15 protein-coding genes, 5 tRNA genes and 1 pseudogene are annotated in these 19,472 nt (G+C 45.2%); all 21 read left to right on the top strand.

What is annotated here, in order from left to right:
• The first annotated feature begins 5 nt into the window (after positions 1–5).
• On the top strand, positions 6–1,016 hold the full coding sequence (gene ruvB, locus VT06_RS13990; RefSeq protein WP_046554944.1) for a Holliday junction branch migration DNA helicase RuvB: 1,011 nt from the start codon (positions 6–8) through the stop codon (positions 1,014–1,016).
• A gap of 664 nt (positions 1,017–1,680) precedes the next feature.
• A complete protein-coding gene (gene ybgC, locus VT06_RS13985) occupies positions 1,681–2,091 on the top strand; it encodes a tol-pal system-associated acyl-CoA thioesterase (protein ID WP_046554943.1) in 411 nt (136 codons plus the stop codon).
• Between the two features lies 1 nt (position 2,092).
• Positions 2,093–2,767, top strand: a complete 675-nt coding sequence (tolQ, locus tag VT06_RS13980; protein WP_304413424.1) for a protein TolQ — start codon at positions 2,093–2,095, stop codon at positions 2,765–2,767.
• Positions 2,767–3,192 (top strand): protein TolR, encoded by a 426-nt coding sequence (tolR, locus tag VT06_RS13975; RefSeq protein ID WP_046554941.1) that lies wholly within the window; start codon positions 2,767–2,769, stop codon positions 3,190–3,192. The genes tolQ and tolR overlap by 1 nt, the downstream gene beginning before the upstream one ends.
• Positions 3,182–4,129: a cell envelope integrity protein TolA gene (tolA, locus tag VT06_RS13970; protein ID WP_046554940.1), complete on the top strand. Its 948-nt coding sequence runs from the start codon at positions 3,182–3,184 to the stop codon at positions 4,127–4,129. The genes tolR and tolA overlap by 11 nt, the downstream gene beginning before the upstream one ends.
• On the top strand, positions 4,129–5,478 hold the full coding sequence (gene tolB / locus VT06_RS13965; protein WP_046554939.1) for a Tol-Pal system beta propeller repeat protein TolB: 1,350 nt from the start codon (positions 4,129–4,131) through the stop codon (positions 5,476–5,478). The genes tolA and tolB overlap by 1 nt, the downstream gene beginning before the upstream one ends.
• 35 nt (positions 5,479–5,513) lie before the next feature.
• On the top strand, positions 5,514–6,032 hold the full coding sequence (gene pal / locus VT06_RS13960) for a peptidoglycan-associated lipoprotein Pal (RefSeq protein WP_046554938.1): 519 nt from the start codon (positions 5,514–5,516) through the stop codon (positions 6,030–6,032).
• Between the two features lie 25 nt (positions 6,033–6,057).
• Positions 6,058–6,849: a tol-pal system protein YbgF gene (gene ybgF, locus VT06_RS13955; protein WP_046554937.1), complete on the top strand. Its 792-nt coding sequence runs from the start codon at positions 6,058–6,060 to the stop codon at positions 6,847–6,849.
• Between the two features lie 139 nt (positions 6,850–6,988).
• A tRNA-Lys gene (locus VT06_RS13950) sits at positions 6,989–7,064 on the top strand.
• Positions 7,065–7,090: 26 nt separating this feature from the next.
• Positions 7,091–7,166 (top strand) — tRNA-Lys (locus VT06_RS13945).
• Positions 7,167–7,185: 19 nt separating this feature from the next.
• Positions 7,186–7,261 (top strand) — tRNA-Lys (locus VT06_RS13940).
• A gap of 19 nt (positions 7,262–7,280) precedes the next feature.
• A tRNA-Lys gene (locus VT06_RS13935) sits at positions 7,281–7,356 on the top strand.
• Positions 7,357–7,435: 79 nt separating this feature from the next.
• On the top strand, positions 7,436–8,494 hold the full coding sequence (gene nadA / locus VT06_RS13930) for a quinolinate synthase NadA (protein WP_046554936.1): 1,059 nt from the start codon (positions 7,436–7,438) through the stop codon (positions 8,492–8,494).
• A gap of 115 nt (positions 8,495–8,609) precedes the next feature.
• Positions 8,610–8,699: transfer RNA gene (locus VT06_RS13925), tRNA-Ser, on the top strand.
• Between the two features lie 1,096 nt (positions 8,700–9,795).
• Entirely contained in the window at positions 9,796–12,189 is a 2,394-nt protein-coding gene (hsdR, locus tag VT06_RS13910; protein ID WP_046554973.1) for an EcoAI/FtnUII family type I restriction enzme subunit R, read from the top strand.
• Positions 12,190–12,215: 26 nt separating this feature from the next.
• Complete coding sequence (locus VT06_RS13905) at positions 12,216–13,709, top strand: class I SAM-dependent DNA methyltransferase (RefSeq protein WP_046554934.1); 1,494 nt, start codon at positions 12,216–12,218, stop codon at positions 13,707–13,709.
• Position 13,710: 1 nt separating this feature from the next.
• Entirely contained in the window at positions 13,711–15,501 is a 1,791-nt protein-coding gene (locus VT06_RS13900) for a restriction endonuclease subunit S (RefSeq protein WP_046554933.1), read from the top strand.
• Entirely contained in the window at positions 15,498–16,187 is a 690-nt protein-coding gene (locus VT06_RS13895; protein WP_046554932.1) for a hypothetical protein, read from the top strand. Before VT06_RS13900 ends, VT06_RS13895 begins: the two co-directional genes overlap by 4 nt.
• A gap of 13 nt (positions 16,188–16,200) precedes the next feature.
• The gene (locus tag VT06_RS13890; protein WP_046554931.1) at positions 16,201–17,790 is read left to right on the top strand and encodes an RNA-directed DNA polymerase; all 1,590 of its coding nucleotides are present in this window, start codon (positions 16,201–16,203) and stop codon (positions 17,788–17,790) included.
• Positions 17,791–17,810: 20 nt separating this feature from the next.
• Positions 17,811–19,127: a DUF3644 domain-containing protein gene (locus VT06_RS13885; protein WP_046554930.1), complete on the top strand. Its 1,317-nt coding sequence runs from the start codon at positions 17,811–17,813 to the stop codon at positions 19,125–19,127.
• 110 nt (positions 19,128–19,237) lie between these two features.
• A pseudogene (locus VT06_RS13880) lies at positions 19,238–19,472 on the top strand (IS21 family transposase); the annotation flags it as partial.

The raw sequence follows: 19,472 nt of genomic DNA, 5'->3' as shown, positions 1-19,472 counted from the left end.
CCAACATGATTGAAGCTGATCGCATGATCCAGGGCAAAGCGACCCGTGAAGATGAAGTAATTGACCGGGCTATCCGGCCAAAAACGTTAGCCGACTATACCGGGCAGCAACATGTTTGCGAGCAAATGGCAATTTTTATTGAAGCGGCGCGAGGCCGCGGTGATCCGTTGGATCATCTGCTTATATTTGGTCCGCCTGGGCTGGGTAAAACTACCCTGGCGATGATTGTCGCTAATGAAATGGGGGTAAATATTAAAAGTACCTCTGGGCCAGTGTTAGAAAAGGCCGGTGATTTGGCAGCACTACTAACTAACCTTGAAGAAAACGATGTGTTATTCATCGATGAAATTCATCGGTTAAGTCCGGTTGTTGAAGAAATTTTGTATCCGGCAATGGAAGACTATCAACTGGATATTATGATAGGCGAGGGGCCGGCTGCACGTTCTATCAAACTAGAGTTACCGCCTTTTACCTTAATTGGTGCTACTACCCGCGCCGGTGCGTTAACCTCACCGCTTCGCGATCGCTTTGGTATTGTGCAGCGGCTGGAATTTTATAAAGTAGAAGAATTAAGCGAGATTATTCAGCGTTCTGCTCATTACCTTAATTTACCACTAGAGATTGCGGCGGCGACTGAAATTGCCCGCCGCTCTCGTGGAACACCGCGTATTGCTAACCGTTTACTGCGACGGGTACGTGATTATGCTCAGGTTAAAGCAGACGGCAGAGTTTCTGTTGGCATTGCCGGGCAGGCGCTACAAATGGTGGACGTAGATGCTGAAGGTTTTGATTACATGGACCGCAAGCTTATTTTAGCCATTATTGACAAGTTTATGGGCGGGCCAGTTGGTTTGGATAATTTAGCTGCCGCCATCGGTGAAGAAAAAGAAACGATTGAAGACGTGATAGAACCGTTTTTAATCCAGCAAGGGTTTATTCAGCGCACGCCACGCGGCCGAATTGCTTCACCGCGGGCATACTTACACTTTGGTTTTGATTTACCAAAAACCGACTAACGAAGCCAACGCCGCTGCAGTTTTAAATAGGACAATATATACCCTATCGAGGGTAGTCAAAAAAAAGCCCGCTCAGGGAGCGGGCAAAGCAACAAGTTAAAAGAGTGCTGCAATAAATCCAGGGAACATGTTTGGAACGACAACAAAACTAACCTTAGCTATCAGTTTTGTTGAGAGGTGAACTTTGCTAAACAAGATAACCCTCTTACCTTGCTTTTGCGCTAGCTCAGAACACGAAGCATATAGTAAAGAATTCGAGCAATTACTTCAAACAAGAAAAATTATCACTTTGCCATTATATAAACTAATGCAAAGCTAATTTTCATGCGTAATTTAATTAACCATTTATGCTGGCGCACCAACAATCATACCTTTATTCATCTGCCATTAAGTTAAAATGTGGATGATCACTCGGATTGCTTTTTGTTTTTTAACTGTTCAAAAAAGCCAGCGTTTCAGCTTCCTATTACTTGCTTGCTTAACGCTTGCAGAATTTTAACTAAATAGGCAAGAGGTTGAACTTCAGTGAATACAGACAGTCTGTTATTTGAACAAATTACAATAGGTAAACGCAAATAAATATAGTTGCAACAAAGCACATCAAGCCATTGAGTTTGTTACTGCGGCTAATTATCATACGCGGCGCTTAAAGAAGTGGTTATACATGTCTGGAAATAACTTCGAGTTACCCATCCGAGTTTATTACGAAGATACAGATGCTGGCGGTATTGTTTACTACGCCAACTACCTGAAGTTTTTTGAACGTGCCCGTACAGAATGGTTACGGGCGTTGGGAATAGAGCAGGATACATTATTGTCAAATAATATCGGCTTTGTCGTAACCAAGGTGTTGATGGATAACAAAAAAAGTGCTGTTTTTAATGAATTATTGACGGTGTCCAGTCAAATAAGTACCTTAAAGTCAGCAAGTGTGGTTTTTTCTCAGCAAATTTTTAATGCTTCGGCACAATTAGTTTGTCAGGCAGAAATTAAAGTAGCCTGTGTTGATAAACAGGCCATGAAAGCCCGGCCAATGCCGGCAGACATTTTAGAGGTATTAACGCGTGTCAGGTGAAATCTCGATTCTCCATTTATTACTCGATGCCAGTATTGTTGTACAACTGGTTATGCTGATTTTAGTCGGGATGTCGGTAGCCTCCTGGAGTATGATTTTTAAACGCAAAAATGTATTAAAAAATGCGATTGCCGATGCTAGGAAATTTGAAGATAAATTTTGGTCAGGTGTAGATTTATCTAAGCTCTATGCCGAAGTGAGTGCACGGCAAAGTAACAGTGGTTTAGAGTTATTGTTTAAAGCCGGCTTTAAAGAATTTGCCCGTTTACATAAAAGCAGTCGCCAGCAACCTGCCGCGGTAATGGAAGGGGCACAACGTGCCATGCGCGTTGGTTTATCGCGCGAAGTGGAACGGCTTGAGACAAACTTACCTTTTCTGGCAACTGTTGGTTCAATTAGCCCTTATATTGGTTTGTTTGGTACGGTATGGGGCATCATGAATTCTTTTATTGCCTTAGGAGCAGTGCAGCAGGCCACGTTAGCCATGGTTGCGCCGGGTATTGCCGAGGCACTAATTGCCACGGCTATTGGTTTGTTTGCCGCTATTCCGGCCGTTATTGCGTATAACAAGTTTTCGCATGAGGTAGAACTGCTGGAAAGCAGCTACGTAAATTTTGTTGAAGAGTTTTCAAACATTTTGCATCGTCAGGCTTTTAATAGCGTAGAGGCTGCATAATGTACGTTCGAAAAAAACGGCGCATGATGGCCGAGATAAATGTTGTACCTTACATTGATGTTATGTTGGTGCTACTGGTTATATTTATGGTCACTACACCGCTTATTACTCAAGGGGTAAAGGTAGAGTTACCTAAGTCTGCGGCACAACCAATAGCCCAGATGACCGAGGGTAAAACCCCTTTGGTGGCTACGGTTGACGCTGACGGGTTATATTATTTTGAAAAAGACGGTAAACAGCAAGGGCCTTTTACTTCAGCAGAACTGCAGGTAGAAGTGGCCAGTTGGTTAACGATTGAACCCGGTACTCAGGTTATCGTTAAAGGTGACAAATCGGTTAGCTATGAAGCGGTTATCCGTTTAATTAATGTCTTGAAAAATGCTGGTGCGCCGGCAGTAGGTTTAATGACTGACAATGAAGTTTGATAAGATTAAACCAGCACTAACGACGTACCTGGCAAAATCGCTTGGGTTGCACGTTGCTATTGTTTTGCTACTTGTGTTTGGCGCCAGCATCAGTTTTACCCGCGACACACTAGAGATGTCGGTCAGTGCTGAACAAGGTGTAGAGGCTAACCCTGCACCCATTGAAGCCGTGGCTATTGATCGCAAACAGTTAGAGCAGCGGGTTGCTGAAATAAAGAAAAACCAGGATGACGCTAAAAAAGCGGAAGAAGACCGTATTCGGGCATTAGAGCGGCGCGCAGAGCAAGCACAACAGAACCGTGCAGCTGAAGAGCAGCGGTTAAAGCGGGTTGCAGAACAAAAACGTCAAGCCGATGCAGAGGCCAAACAGTCTCGTGCTGCCGCTGCAGAGGCACAAAAGAAGCAAGTGGTTGAGGCTGCTAAAGCAAAACAAGCTGAAGAATCGCGTAAAGCACGTGAGTTAGAACAACAAAAAGCGGAAGCGGCAGCCACAGCCGCTGAAGAAAGAAGTCGCCAGGCCGCTGCAGAGGAAGCCAAAGCGCAAGCTGAACGTGAACGCAAAGCTCGTGAAGATAAAGAAAAGGCCGAACGTGAACGAGTAATGCAAGAGCAAATGGCTAAAGAAGCGGAATCACGGCGCCAGGCCAGAGCGCAGCAGGCAGTAACGGAAGTGCAACGCTATACCGCGATGATCCGTGATGCGATTCAGCGTAATTTATTAGTAGATGAAAATATGCGCGGTAAAACCGCCCGCATAAATATCAGGCTGGCTAGCAACGGTTTTGTTACCGATGTGCGCTATGTCAGTGGTGATCGTCTGGTAGCAGAGGCTGCTATCAGAGCGGTAAAGCGGGCAGGTACGTTACCCGTATCAACTGATCCTGATGTTTATAATCAATTAAAAGATATTACTTTAACGGTGGCACCAGAATTTTGATGATAACTAACGTACTGAAAAAATTTTTACTCTTCGCTATGTTGCTTTGTCCAGCTGCAGTATGGGCGTCATTGGAAATAGTAATTACCGAAGGTATTGATTCTGCCAGGCCAATTGCCATTTTACCTTTTAGTTTTAATGGTACTACCCGGCCGACAGAAAATTTGGCTGAAATTGTGGCTGCCGACTTAATGCGCAGCGGTAAGTTTAGTCCGCTGGCTAATATCAAAATGCCACAGCAACCGGCTAAATCTGGCGATATTAATTATGCAGCCTGGGTGCGTGAAGGCGTTGAGGCCATTGTAATTGGCCAGATTAATGAAGTTGGCATTGACCGTTACACCGTAAGTTTTGAGCTAATTGATGTGCTTAAAGGCAATAGTGGGCCAAGCGCACAAATGCTTAATGCTGGCAAGCTGGTGAACAGTAATCAGCAGATACTGGATAGCAGAGAAACCACTATTAACGGTAACCAGTTTCGACAGTATGCGCATCGGATCAGTGATATTGTTTATGAAAAGCTGACCGGCGAGCGTGGTGCCTTTTTAACTAAAATTGCTTATGTACTGGTGCGGCCTGAACACGAGTTCCCTTATCAGCTGGTTGTTGCGGATTACGACGGCGTAAATGAGCAGATTTTGCTGCGCTCAAAAGAGCCACTGATGTCACCGAACTGGTCACCTGATGGCACCAAGCTGGCCTATGTCACCTTTGAGCGGCGCCAGGCACAAATTTTTATTCAGGATATTTACAGTGGTCGTCGTTCGGTAGTGAGCACCTTCCCTGGTATTAATGGTGCGCCGGTTTGGTCACCGGATGGTGCAAGTTTGGCGTTGGTATTGTCGAAAGACGGTAATCCTGAAATTTATACTTTGAATATCGCTACCAAAGCGTTACGTCGGATCACTAACCACCGGGCCATTGATACTGAACCTAACTGGTCGCCCGATGGCCAGGAGATTGTGTTCAGTTCCGACAGAGGTGGTAATCCACAGCTTTATAGCGTAAATTTAACAACAAATACCACAAGGCGCTTGACATTTGAAGGTGAAATGAATTTGGCGGGCGCTTTTACACCAGATGGCAGCGCTATTGTGATGGTAAACCGGACTCAAGGCCAATACCATATTGCAAAAATGGATCGGCAAAGCCGCTTTTTGCAGGTGTTAACCCGAACCAATCTGGATGAATCACCCAGTATTGCCCCGAACGGTTCAATGATTATTTACAGCACCATGCATGGTTCGTCGCAGGTGTTGGCACTGGTTTCAATGGATGGACGCTTCAAAGCCCGACTGCCGGCAATAAATGGACAAGTAAAATCGCCGGCCTGGTCACCTTTTTTATAAAACAAAAACGTGGTTAACTTACTAAGGACAACAAAATGAAATTAAACAAAGTGTTAAAGGCTTTATTAATCGCAGTACCTGTGATGACATTAGCCGCCTGTAGTTCAACATCATCAACGTCTGCTGATGATGCTAATACTTCACAGGTCACCGAAACTGTACAAGTTGAAACTGCAGCGCCAGTAATGAGTGCTGCTGAGCAAATGCGCCAGAAACTGGAAGCATTGCGCCAGGAAAACACCATTTATTTCGACTTCGACCGTGCGACTATCCGTCCTGAGTTTGTTGAAGTATTAGAAGCTCATGGTACTTTCTTACGTGCGAACCCAAGTGTTCGTGTTACCGTAGAAGGCCATAGTGATGAGCGCGGCACGCCTGAGTACAACATCGCCCTGGGCGAAAGTCGTGCACAGTCAGTGGTATTGTATTTGCAAAACCTGGGTGTTTCTGCAGGCCAGTTATCTACCGTTAGTTACGGTGAAGAAAAGCCAGTTGACAGATCACGTTCAGAAACTGGTTTTGCTAAAAACCGTCGTGCAGTACTGGCTTACTAATAGCTAATAACAAAAAAGAGTGATCATGACAGTAAATAAAAAACTGTGGATTGCTCTGTCCTTAGTGAGTACTGGTGCCTGGGCAAACCCGGCACCGGTTACTGAGCTGGGCAGAAATACCGCAACTAACCAGCAATTTGCTAGCCCAAGCTCGGGTACATTAGAGCAGCGCCTGGCGGCACTTGAACGGGTTGTTGAAGCAAGAGCCCAAGGCCAGATGCAAATGCAACAGCAATTGCAGCTGTTATTGGATGAAGTGAGCCAACTGCGTGGGGTAACTGAAACCCACACTTATCAGTTGGACGAAATGCTGCAGCGTCAACGCGACCTATATCAGGAAATTGACCGCAGAGTAGGTGCCTTGCAAAGCGCTGAACCACGCCAGCCAGTTGCACCCAATAACGTTAACACCACACCAACCGTGACTTACTCATCAAACATGTCTGAAAATGACGCCTATGATAAAGCCGTTAATATGGTGTTAAAAGACCGCAGATACGATGCTGCTATTCCTGAATTTGAAGCCTTTTTACAAAGCTATCCAACCTCTGGTTACGCGCCAAATGCTCATTATTGGTTAGGTCAGTTATTGTTTAATAATAATGAACTGGCAAAAGCGAAAACCCACTTTGAGCGGGTAGTGACTAATTTTGAGACTTCCAACAAAGTACCCGACGCCTTACTTAAACTGGGGCAGTTGGCAGAGCGGGAAAACAGCAAAGATGCGGCATTACGATTTTATCGCCGTTTAACCAGCGAGCATAGCACTGCAACCTCTGCCCGGTTGGCGCAAGAGCGTATTGACGCCCTTAAATAACCCTTATTAGCTAACGCCAAAGTTAGCTTTACTGTTTAATATTGCTGGCTTTTTGTGCAGTTAGACCATGATGATTGCCTTTTTAACAACTTTCGGTTGCACTGGCGCCGTAAATCAGTAAGATATGCCTCCGCGGTTAGGGTCGTTAGCTCAGTTGGTAGAGCAGTTGACTTTTAATCAATTGGTCGCTGGTTCGAATCCAGCACGACCCACCAAACCGCACAAACAAGTACACCGAAGTGGGTCGTTAGCTCAGTTGGTAGAGCAGTTGACTTTTAATCAATTGGTCGCTGGTTCGAATCCAGCACGACCCACCACTTCGCGTATATCCTGTTTGGGTCGTTAGCTCAGTTGGTAGAGCAGTTGACTTTTAATCAATTGGTCGCTGGTTCGAATCCAGCACGACCCACCACTTTACGTTTATCCTGTTTGGGTCGTTAGCTCAGTTGGTAGAGCAGTTGACTTTTAATCAATTGGTCGCTGGTTCGAATCCAGCACGACCCACCAAACACCACCCGTTAATTACTGTCCTTGCTAACATGCCAAGTGTATAATCTATGGCATTTCAAGCAATTTGGTAGGTATTATGGCGCAGTCAATATATTTTCGTGAGCAGGACTTTAGTTTTCCTAAAAAACCGATGCCACTGTCTGTTGATGAAAAACACGCATATAAAGCCAGAATTAAAACCTTGTTACAGCAAAAAGATGCGGTACTGGTGGCGCATTATTATACCGATCCGGAAATTCAGGCGCTGGCCGAAGAAACCGGTGGTTGTGTTTCTGACTCACTGGAAATGGCCCGTTTTGGCAGTGAACACCCCGCTACAACGCTGATTGTCGCTGGCGTTAAGTTTATGGGCGAGACCGCGAAAATTCTTACACCGAATAAAACGGTATTAATGCCAACGTTAGAGGCTACCTGCTCACTTGATTTAGGCTGTCCGGCTGGGCCATTTGCGGCATTTTGCGATGCTCATCCTGAGCGGGTAGTGGTGGTATATGCCAATACCTCAGCCGCGGTTAAAGCCCGAGCTGATTGGGTAGTTACCTCATCTATTGCGCTTGATGTAGTAGATTATCTCGACAGCTTGGGTAAAAAAATACTTTGGGCTCCTGATAAGCATCTGGGCGGCTACGTGCAAAAGCAAACCGGCGCCGATATGCTGCTATGGGACGCCGCCTGCATTGTGCATGATGAATTTAAAGCCAGCGCCCTTATCGAGCTGAAAAAGCAATACCCGGACGCTGCGGTGCTGGTGCATCCGGAATCGCCCGACAGCGTAGTGCAGTTAGCCGATGCAGTAGGCTCCACCAGCCAGCTAATTAAAGCCAGCCAAACCCTGCCAAACAAAATGTTTATAGTAGCGACCGACAAAGGCATTTTTTATAAAATGCAGCAGCAAATGCCAGACCGCATCTTTATCGAAGCCCCAACCGGCGGTAACGGCGCAACGTGCCGCAGCTGCGCGCATTGCCCCTGGATGGCAATGAACGGCTTAAAAGCCATTGAAGACGCCTTAACCGATGCTGCCGGCCATGAAATATTTGTTGATGAGACAATACGCAAGCAAGCATTAGTGCCGCTTAACCGCATGCTTAACTTTGCAAAAGAGCTGAAAATGCAAGTAAAGGGCAATGCGTAGGCTAAAACAGCCATGGCTTGTTTAAAAAGCCGCCATAAACAAGCGTGTTACACATATAACAGTTGCAGCGCGCAGTTAATTTCCCTAGTATAGCCGCGCTTGCAACGCAAGTTCCGGAGAGATGGCTGAGTGGCTGAAGGCGCACGCCTGGAAAGTGTGTTTAGGTTAACTCCTAACGAGGGTTCGAATCCCTCTCTCTCCGCCAATTAAATAAAAAATGGCCCACGCCAAAAGCGTGGGCCTTTTTTATTTAAGCGTCGAGATGAGGTCTTGGTTCGAACCCTTAGTTCGACAAAACGGCAGGATAGCCGTTTTGCATGGCTCTGCCACCCAGCGGGCGAGTGCCATGGATGGCGCGAGTGAATCCCTCTTTCGACCAAAAGCGTGGGCCTTTTTCATTTAAGCGTCGAGATGAGGTCTTGATGAGGACCCTTAGTTCGACCAATTCGCCGGGAGCACAAAATTGTCTGGAACAATTTTGGACCGTGTTAGCGCGGGTCCAGAGAACTGAGGCAGGAAAGCCTCAGCAAATTGGAACGCACTTTAGTGCGGCCCCGAAGGGGTGAAGGGCAGGAAGCCCGAAATAATCCCTAGGTGCCGCTAACGCGTGCATGTCAGCATAGGTTTCAGCTACCAAAACCGTCAACTTTACCGTTTGACCGCTTAGAGGCGTTTTTTCAGGAGAAGATTCAATCATATCTAAACGCAATTTACCCGCGCCCCAGGTTGGCCGGCCCAATGATACGCTACACAATATACTATGAAACCAAATGGCCAGCTCAAACCGCTTAGCATAAATAGCGGTGTAACGGTTGGCCCATTGCTGCCATGACCACATAACTCTTCGATCAGGGCGTGGCTCCCAACGCGTAAGTGCTATCAGCTATCAGCTATCAGCTATCAGCTTAAAAAGTGTTGTTTTGCTTAACAGTGATTGTTGCTACCCCTTTGTTTCTAAATACGTTAAATTACCTGCATATTACTGGCAACCTTGCCGGGCTATTACAAAAAACGTGCACCATGCACGATATAAGGACATACCTTTAATGCTTCAAGACATCAAAAAAACGCTGTGGGCGTCGGCCGATAAACTCGGTGAGCAAATGGCTAAGGGCGTAGCGCTAGGCCAATTGTTCCACCAGAAGTTAGCAGGGCTGGGCTATGATGTTTTAAAATTAAAGGATGTAATTTTATCAGCTAATACAGGGTGAGATGCTATCCAAAAAGCTCCAAAGATCTTTAATTGACCCCGTACATATTTCAGATACAATCGATTGATTGTCATACGGATATGAATGCGCATGAATAAAAAACCCCTTAGTGAACGTGATATTTGCTCTAAGTTTATTACCCCCGCGATACAACAAGCCGGTTGGGATCTGCACACGCAAATTCGTGAAGAATTAACCTTTACTGCCGGTCGCGTTATTGTGCGTGGCCGTATGCACACCCGTGGTGAAAAGCGTCGTGCCGATTATGTGCTGTATCATAAGAAGAATTTGCCGCTGGCGGTAATCGAAGCCAAAGACAATAAACACAGTGTCGGCTCTGGTATGCAGCAAGCATTAGCCTACAGCGAAGCGCTAGATGTGCTGTTTGTGTTCTCAAGCAACGGTGATGGCTTTTTATTCCATGATAAAACCGGTCTAAGTGGCGCTGTCGAGCGCGAGCTTAGCTTGACTGAATTTCCGTCACCAACACAGTTGTGGGCCTGGTATTGTCAGCATCACGGTTTTAAAGACAGCGCGGTGCAGTTAGTTGATACCCCATATTATGACGATGGCAGTGGCCGCAGCCCGCGTTATTATCAAATGACCGCCATTAACCGCACGGTGGAGGCGGTAGCACGCGGCCAGGATCGCATTATATTGGTAATGGCCACCGGCACCGGTAAAACCTATACCGCCTTTCAAATAATATGGCGGTTGTGGAAGTCGAAGCAGAAAAAACGCATTTTGTTTTTAGCCGATCGCAATATTCTGGTCGACCAAACTAAAAACAACGACTTTAAACCCTTTGGTCAGGCCATGACCAAAATTACCAAGCGCACTATTAATAAATCTTACGAAATTTACTTATCGCTGTATCAGGCCGTTACCGGAACAGAAGAAGAGCAAAACATCTACCGTGAGTTCTCACCCGACTTTTTCGATTTAATCGTAATAGACGAGTGCCACCGTGGCAGTGCGCGGGAAGACTCGGCCTGGCGCGAAATTCTGGAATATTTTAAAACCGCCACCCATATCGGCTTAACCGCCACCCCGAAAGAAACCAAAGATGTCAGCAACACTCATTATTTTGGCGAGCCCATTTTTACTTACTCGCTAAAACAAGGCATTGATGATGGCTTCTTAGCGCCCTACAAAGTAGTGCGCATTGATTTTGACATCGACTTACAAGGCTGGCGGCCCAAAAAAGGCCAAAAAGATAAATATGGCCTGGAAATAGAAGATCGCATTTACAACCAAAAAGACATGGACCGCACTATCGTGTTTGATGAGCGCACCCAGCTGGTGGCACAAAAGGTAACGGAATACCTGCAAAAAACCGGTGAGTTTCAAAAAACCATTATCTTTTGTGACGACATTGACCATGCCGAGCGCATGCGCCAGGCCTTAGTAAACCTAAACCCGGCGCGGGTGCAGGAAAGCGCTAAGTATATTATGCGCATTACCGGCGATGACAACGAAGGTAAAGCCGAGCTGGATAATTTTATTAACCCCGAAAGCCGCTACCCGGTCATTGCCACCACCAGCAAATTAATGACCACTGGCGTAGATGCCCAAACCTGCAAGTTGGTGGTACTGGATCAACGTATTCAGTCGATGACCGAGTTTAAGCAAATTATCGGTCGTGGCACCCGCATAAATGAAGACTACGACAAGCTGTGGTTTACCATCATGGACTTTAAAAAAGCCACTGAGCTGTTTGCAGACCCAAACTTTGATGGCGATCCGGTGGTAATTTACCAGCCTAAGCCAGGTGAAGAACCCGTGCCGCCGGAAAACATGCCAGGCGAAGTAGAAGAGTCAGGCGCGCCTTATGGTGAAGGTGAACAGCCTGAAGATATGCCGGGAGAGGTAACTGGCCCCACCGGGCCTGGCGAGAAAAGGAAAAAGTTTGTGGTAGCCGGCCAGCCAGTGACCATAATTGGCCAGCGGGTGCAGTTTTTGGGGCCCGACGGCAAGCTTATTACCGAGTCATTAACCGATTACACCAAACAGTGCGTGCAAAAGCAGTTTGCCACTTTAAGTGATTTCTTTAAGCACTGGAGTAATGCCCAGCGTAAGCAGGAAATTATTCAGCAATTAGCCGAGCAGGGCGTGTTTTGGGATGAACTGCGCGCCGATGTTGAACAAAAGCTTGGGGTAGAGCTGGATGCATTCGATTTAATCAGCCACATCGTTTACGATCAGCCGCCGCTGTCGCGCCGCGAGCGCGCCAACAACGTGAAAAAGCGCAATTATTTTACCAAGTACCAGGGTGCAGCCCGCCAGGTGCTGGAAAACCTGCTGGATAAATATGCCGACACCGGCATTGTGCACATTGAAGACATTAAAATATTGCAGCTGCCGCCGTTTAATAGCATGGGCACCATGGTAGAACTGGTGAATGCCTTTGGCGGCAAACACGGTTATGACAACGCCATAACAGAATTAGAGCAAGCTTTGTATAGCAGTCAGGAAAGCGCCTGACGCTAAGCCATTTTTTAGGAAACGTTATGTCTATCAGCAGTACCATTAAATCTATTCAAGACATTATGCGCAAAGACGTGGGGGTCGATGGCGACGCCCAGCGTATTGGCCAGTTGGTTTGGATGCTGTTTTTAAAAATTTATGATGACAAAGAGCAAGAATGGGAGCTGTTTGGTAATTACACCTCACCCATACCCGAACACTTACGCTGGCGTAACTGGGCGGCCAACGCCGAGGGCATAACCGGCGAAGAGTTAAAGCTGTTTATCGACAACAGCTTATTTCCAGGCTTACAAAACTTACAGCCAAAAGGCGACGACCAACGGGCGTTTGTGATTAAAAGCGTGTTTGAAGATGCCTATAACTACATGAAATCTGGCCAGCTGCTGCGCCAAATGCTCAATAAAATTCAAGACGGTATCGACTTTAACAAAGCACAAGAGCGCCACTTGTTTGGCGACATGTACGAGCAAATACTGCGCGACTTACAAAACGCCGGTAATGCCGGTGAGTTTTATACCCCGCGCCCGGTAACCGAGTTTATGGTGCGCATGGTTAACCCCAAGTTGGACGACAAAGTGCTTGATCCAGCCTGCGGCACCGGCGGTTTTTTAACCTGTACTATTGAGCATAAGCGTAAGCACTACGTTAAAACCACCAGCGATGAGCAAACACTACAACACAGTATTTTTGGCGTAGAGAAAAAGCCACTGCCGCATTTACTGGCTACCACCAACATGATTTTGCACGGCATTGAAGTGCCGTTTCAAATACGCCACGACAACACCTTAGCGCGCCCTTTAATTAGCTGGGGGCCAAAAGAGCGGGTAGACTGCATTATTACCAACCCGCCGTTTGGTGGCATGGAAGAAGACGGTATCGAAACCAACTTTCCGCAAGCGTTTCGTACCCGCGAAACTGCCGATTTGTTTATGACATTAATAGTTCACTTACTTCGCGACGGCGGCCGCGCCGCTGTGGTACTGCCAGACGGCTTTTTATTTGGCGAGGGCATGAAGTCACGTTTAAAAGAAAAGCTGTTAGAAGACTGTAACCTGCACACCATAGTGCGGCTGCCCAATGGTGTGTTTAACCCCTACACCGGCATTAAAACTAACTTGCTGTTTTTTACCAAAGGCACGCCCACCAAGCACATTTGGTTTTACGAGCACCCATACCCAGAAGGCGTTAAAAACTACAGCAAAACCCGGCCCATGCGCGTGGAAGAATTCGTTACCGAAGAAGCCTGGTGGGGCAATGAGGCCGATGGCTTTGCCGCACGCGAAGAAAACCAATTCGCCTGGCAGGTATCGGTTGCCGATATTAAAGCGCGTAACTATAACCTCGACTGCAAAAACCCACATATTGGTGAGCAAATAAGCCATGATCCACAAGAGCTATTAGCCAGTTATGCTCAGCAGCAGCAAGAAATACAACAGCTTCGCGACCAGCTAAAAAGCATACTCAGTGAGGCTTTAGCACCAAGTAGCCAAAACCGCAGTGACAAGGCAGGGCTCTAGCATGGCGGTTAAGGTTGAACAGCTAATTACCCAGCATTTAGACTTATGGACACAGGCACAAACCGCCAAAAGCACCGCAGGGCGCGGCAGCAATAATAAGATTGAGCTAACCGGCATAAAAAAACTGCGTGAGCTAATTTTAGAACTGGCCGTGCGCGGCAAGCTCGTGCCACAAGATCCAAACGATGAACCTGCCAATGAGTTATTAAAGCGCATTGCTACTGAGAAAGAGGCGTTGGTTAAAGCCGGTAAGCTTAAAAAGCAGAAGCCTTTTCTGCCGATATCGGATGAGGAAAAGCCTTTTGAGTTGCCAGTTGGTTGGGAGTGGTCTAGGCTTGGATCTTTGGGTTGGTTAACTTCGAGCAGTCGTGTACATCAAAAAGATTGGACATCAACTGGTATACCTTTCTACAGGACGCGAGAAATTGTATCTTTGTGCAAGTTTGGTTCAGTCGAGAATGAGTTATTCATATCAGAAGAGTTATACCAAACTCTTACAGAAACAGGCACAACGCCAGAGACCAATGATGTAATGCTAACTGGAGTAGGGACAATTGGTGTTCCTTACTTGGTAAATCAACAGGACAAGTTTTACTTCAAAGATGCAAGTGTTCTTATATTTAAGAATGTTTACAATATTGAACCTGAATTCTTTCTTCATTTCTTCAAATCGCCAACTTGGATTGAGCAGATACACAACGGAAGTATGGGCACAACAGTTCATACTCTAACAATCGCAAGGGGAACTGAGGTGTTAGTGCCGGTTCCCCCGATAACTGAGCAACATGCGATCAGTGTTAAGATTGAAGAGCTAATGGCACTTTGCGATCAACTGGAACAGCAAAGCTACCAAAGTATCGATGCGCATAACCAACTGGTCGATGCCTTACTGGCCACCTTAACCCAAAGCCACAACGCTGAAGAACTGGCCAGCAACTGGCAGCGCTTAGCAGCGCATTTCGACACGCTATTTACCACCGAATACAGCATCAACGCCCTAAAACAAAGCATCCTGCAACTGGCGGTAATGGGCAAGCTGTGTAAACAAGACCCCAACGACGAACCCGCCAGCGAATTACTAAAACGCATCGCCTTTGAGAAAGACGCCCTAGTTAAAGCCGGTAAAATCAAAAAACAAAAACCGCTACCGCCGATAAGTGATGAAGAAAAACCGTTTGAACTGCCGGAAGGTTGGGAGTGGTGTAGGTTAGGGGATTTAGCTGCATTTCAGAAAGGGTATGCATTTAAGTCAGAAAATTATTTAGATAGTGGGGTTATGATTACAAAAATCCAAAACCTAACAGATAATCATATTCAAAATTCCGTCTATATTGCACCAGAGACAGTGGCTGAATTCGATCAATACTTGCTTAGCGAAGGGGACATTGTTATGACAACTGTCGGCAGTTGGTTTTCAGCACCATTATCGGCAGTTGGAAGAACTTTTATGATCCGAAAATTATTTGATAATTCGCTGCTTAATCAAAATGCAGTGAAATTAAGAGCTTGGAAAGGAATAACTCCTTCGTTACTGCTGGCAAACCTGAGATCCCTATCATTTAAAAATTATTTATTCATAGAGGCTCAAGGCACAGCTAATCAAGCTAGTATCACCCAAGAAAGTATAAAAAAATTTCTACTTTGTTTACCTCCAGAAAACGAGCAGAACAGAATTATTAGCAAGTTAGATGAACTAATGATTATTTGTGACGCGTTATCAGGAATGATAGATACCTCCAAACACTCACAATCTGTATTAGCTGACGCATTAGTCGAACAGGTGGTGGCATGATAGAAAAAATCAGAATCTCACTCTGGGACATTTTCACGTTCTTTATGACTGGCGTATTTGCCTTGATTGCTACCTGCATTGTGCTAGCGGTAACCGCTCAAATGCCCAAGTCTGAAGTGGTTGTTGAATTCCTAATAAAGTTGCCAACTACTTATATTATTGTGGTTGCGCCAATTGTGTTGACTTTAGTTGGTTTGCTGATTGAACCGCTAGCAAACTTCTTTGAAAGATATTTGGGGAGGTTTATTTACTTTTGGTTACCAAAGGACAATCAAACACGAAAAGCTGATGAAGTGATGATGGAGCAATATATCAAGGAAAACGGATTTGGCGATTTAAATGGCCAAATTGAAAAGCCGTTTTTGTTATGCAAAGAATATGTCGAAACGAAACAGCTCAGTACCACCTTTATGGTGTTTTTAGCACGTTACGGTTTTTACCGGAACTGCAGTTTCATATTGCTTTTGTCTGGTGTGGTTTATGTTATCACCGAGCCTAATTGCGGGGCTTTCGTTTGGTTTTTCGCAAGTTATTGCGTAAGTGCATTACTAACCAAACGTGCAAATGAATTTTATAGTTATCAGGCACCTACCGTTTATAGCGCGTTTTTAATAGACAATCTTAATTGGCCTGCTAAGCAATTGGCTAAAGACGAAAAGCTTTCAGCTGAAACTAAAGAAAACTAAGGAATAACGTACAGTGGAATTAAAAGGACTTTTAGAGCGTGGCTATTTCCCCAAAGAGCTGCCCAAACCATTCACTACAGAATCTTATGCTAGGGCACTTGACGCGGCTTACGAAAAAAATGAGATTATTGGTATCGAAATGCCAGGGCATTTTGGCAAGCCAATCGTTAAAGAGTCCAAAATTCCTGTAGCCAAAGAAGTTTTTTACTCTCTTGCGCGTGGAGGACTTCTTCGTCGGCAGCTCAGTATCTGTAATCCCGTGTTATTTTTTCTGCTAGCTCGGGAGATTGTCAAAAACTGGCAAGAAATAAAGCTTGTTGTTTCTGGTTCAAAATTTGCTGCAACTGCGCCTGAATACAAAACTGAGGGGCGGGCGATAAATGGTCGCTATCCGCAAAATGGACGTATACCACTCGCTATTCGGGATAGGATAGGTGCACGTTACCTTTTAAAAACAGACATTAGTCGTTTCTATCATAGTATTTATACGCATTCAATCCCTTGGGCTTTACATGGGAAAAAGGTGGCTAAAGCGAACCGTAAACTGGATAGCCTAGGCAATAAATTAGACTATCTTGTTCGGCAAGGGCAGGACGGTCAAACTGTGGGGATACCAATCGGCCCAGATACCTCACTAGTAATTGCTGAAATGTTAATGCATAGAGTAGATAAAGCTTTAGCCAATGCATCACCAGAAGCAAAAGGACATCGCTTTATTGACGATTATGAAATTAGCTTTGTAAATCGTGATGAAGCAGAACGTGCATATCATTTACTAGACGCAGAGTTGGCTGAATTTGAGCTGGCTTTAAATATCAAAAAGACGAAAATCGAAAAATTACCACTTCGTTTAGAAGAAGAATGGGCTACATACTTCAAAAGTTTTGAGTTCAGGCATAGCGTAAAATTTCAATCATCTGATCTTGAAACTTACTTTTCTAAGGCATTTGAATATCATCGTATTCATAATGATGAACCTGTCATGCAATGGGCGATCGCTTGTCTAAGCTCTCTAAGATTACGGGAAGAAAATTGGGAGCTTTTACAGCGTTTGCTGCTGCTGTCTGTGGCACCTGAGCCTGCATGCCTGCCATTTGTCTTAACTCAGATTATTCAAAAAAGAGAAAGTAAATCTATCTTAGTAAATGAATTAACAACGCTTTTAAACACAATTATTCTGGAACATGCCAGCCTTAAGCATTCCAGTGAGGTTGCAAACGCGTTGTGGGGGTGTCTTGCGCTTGAGCTGAGATTGTTCAGTGACACCTGCGACAAAGTTTCCTCATGCCGTGACTCTTGTGTTGCGCTTTTAGCTTTGGACTGTCAGCAAAATAACCTAACTGACAAGAAGTTAAATAAAACGGTTTGGGAAGAGTATCTAAATAAAGAGGAACTGTATGGTGATCAGTGGCTGCTAGCCTATGAGTCAAATATAAAAGGCTGGTTGCAAGCAAAAAATAAGCATGATTACGTAAGCGCTGATCCTAGCTTTTCCTTTTTAAAAAGAAGGAATGTTTCTTTCTATCGAGCAAAAGCTGACTGGGATGATATGGAGCTTCCTACAACGCCCTCTTTTACACCATACGATGGTAACGCTTATTAATCTTAATGAGGAGATTGCATATGGCCGGACGCCAAAGTCAGCATCAGTTTTTTAATTTTCTCCAACATGCAGAGCGCACGGGTAAAAGCTTTACTCGTGATACGTTAATTGGCGCCTCTGGCTGGAAAGCCAGCACCTTTGCAACCTATTACATCAAAGGCCAAATCACGCAGTTTGTTACTGAAACAACTGATGGAGCGTTTCAGGCTATAAACACGCTGGATTTATCCTTCGTTGAATTTCAAAAACGTTTATCGCAAAGCAAGCACTTTCAGGAGCTTGGCCACAAGTGTAAATCACAGCTTGCTAAAGCACTACTTAAGAAAGCTCGCGATAACATGATGCTAGCGCTAGAGCTATATAACAGACCATCACTGGAAAATAAGCTAGACGGTTTTGTGCTGCTGTTTTGCACTGCGTGGGAACAGTTGGCCAAAGCGCGGTTAATTGAGCGTGATGGCGAAGATAGTATTTTCGAAGCTGCTAATAAAAAAGGTATCCGACACACAGTCTCATTACGAGTTTGTTTAGCCAGGCTATATAATGAAAAAGATTTAGTACGCAGAAATATCGAAATAGTAACCGACTGGCGTGATCAAGCCGTACACTTATTGATGCCTGAATTACAAGCTATTGCCTCGCGCATTTTTCAATCAGGGGTACTTAATTTCTCGTCAGAGTTTGAGAGCTTCGCACAAGTTCCTTTTTTAGCCGTTCAACACACTGGCATGATGACAATTGTCGGCGACTTTAAGCTACCAGCGATGTCGATGTTAAAAACACAATATGGCTCCGCTGCACAAGAAATACTAGAATTAGCCGCAGATATTCAGCGTGAAGTTGAACAAGCAGATGATATGGCTTTCGCCATACCGCTCAAAGTACATCTTGTTTTTGCGCATGGTGAAGGTGATGCCCAGGTTGTTCTAACGAAAGCCACCGGCACAGCAAACGATCTTAGCGATCTTCGGCAAAGACTTACAGTTATTGAGAAGCCGGTAGATTTAGATAAATCACATCCTCATTCACTTAAAAAGTTGCAACTCTTAGTTAATAACCAATTAATTGATGAGCGAGATGTGCAGAAACTTGAAAAGTGCATACCCGGGCGAAGTAAAAAGACAGGAAAACCTGAATTAAATACCCATTGCATACAAGCATCTATTGCCCGACTCGGTTGGAGAAACTCGAATAATACCTATCATCATCATGCGAAATTTGCCGATAGGCATCAATATTCTGATGGAGCAGTCTCGGAGTTAGTAAGACGAATTACCCAAGAGGATGATTTTGTCGCAAAAGCTAAGAAAATGATGAGTAAGAAAAAACATTCCTAGTAAATTTCTGATGTGCCTATTAAGCGACAATTACGGTGGCCGGTCTAGCGACAATTATCTTGGCCGGTTGATCTGATAAGGTTCGGTGCAGCAGAACGAAGGAGTTTACTGTGCCGGGAACACGAATCACTGATCAACAGGTCACTATTTACATGAAACATAAAAAGCGTAATAGCCAAGTTGTCGCCGCTGCGAAAGCAGGTATTTCAGAGCGTTCCGCAAGGCGTATCGATAAACAGAATGAATCGCCTTCGGCCATTAAACGTCAATGGCGAACACGTACAGATCCACTTGAGTCTATTTGGGATAGTATTGTGTTGCCGCTACTTCAAGGTGATGAAACCG

The organism is Arsukibacterium sp. MJ3, assembly GCF_000987765.1.
GTDB lineage: Bacteria > Pseudomonadota > Gammaproteobacteria > Enterobacterales > Alteromonadaceae > Alishewanella.
Note: the sequence above shows the minus strand (reverse complement) of the source record. Positions and strands in the feature narration are given on the sequence as shown.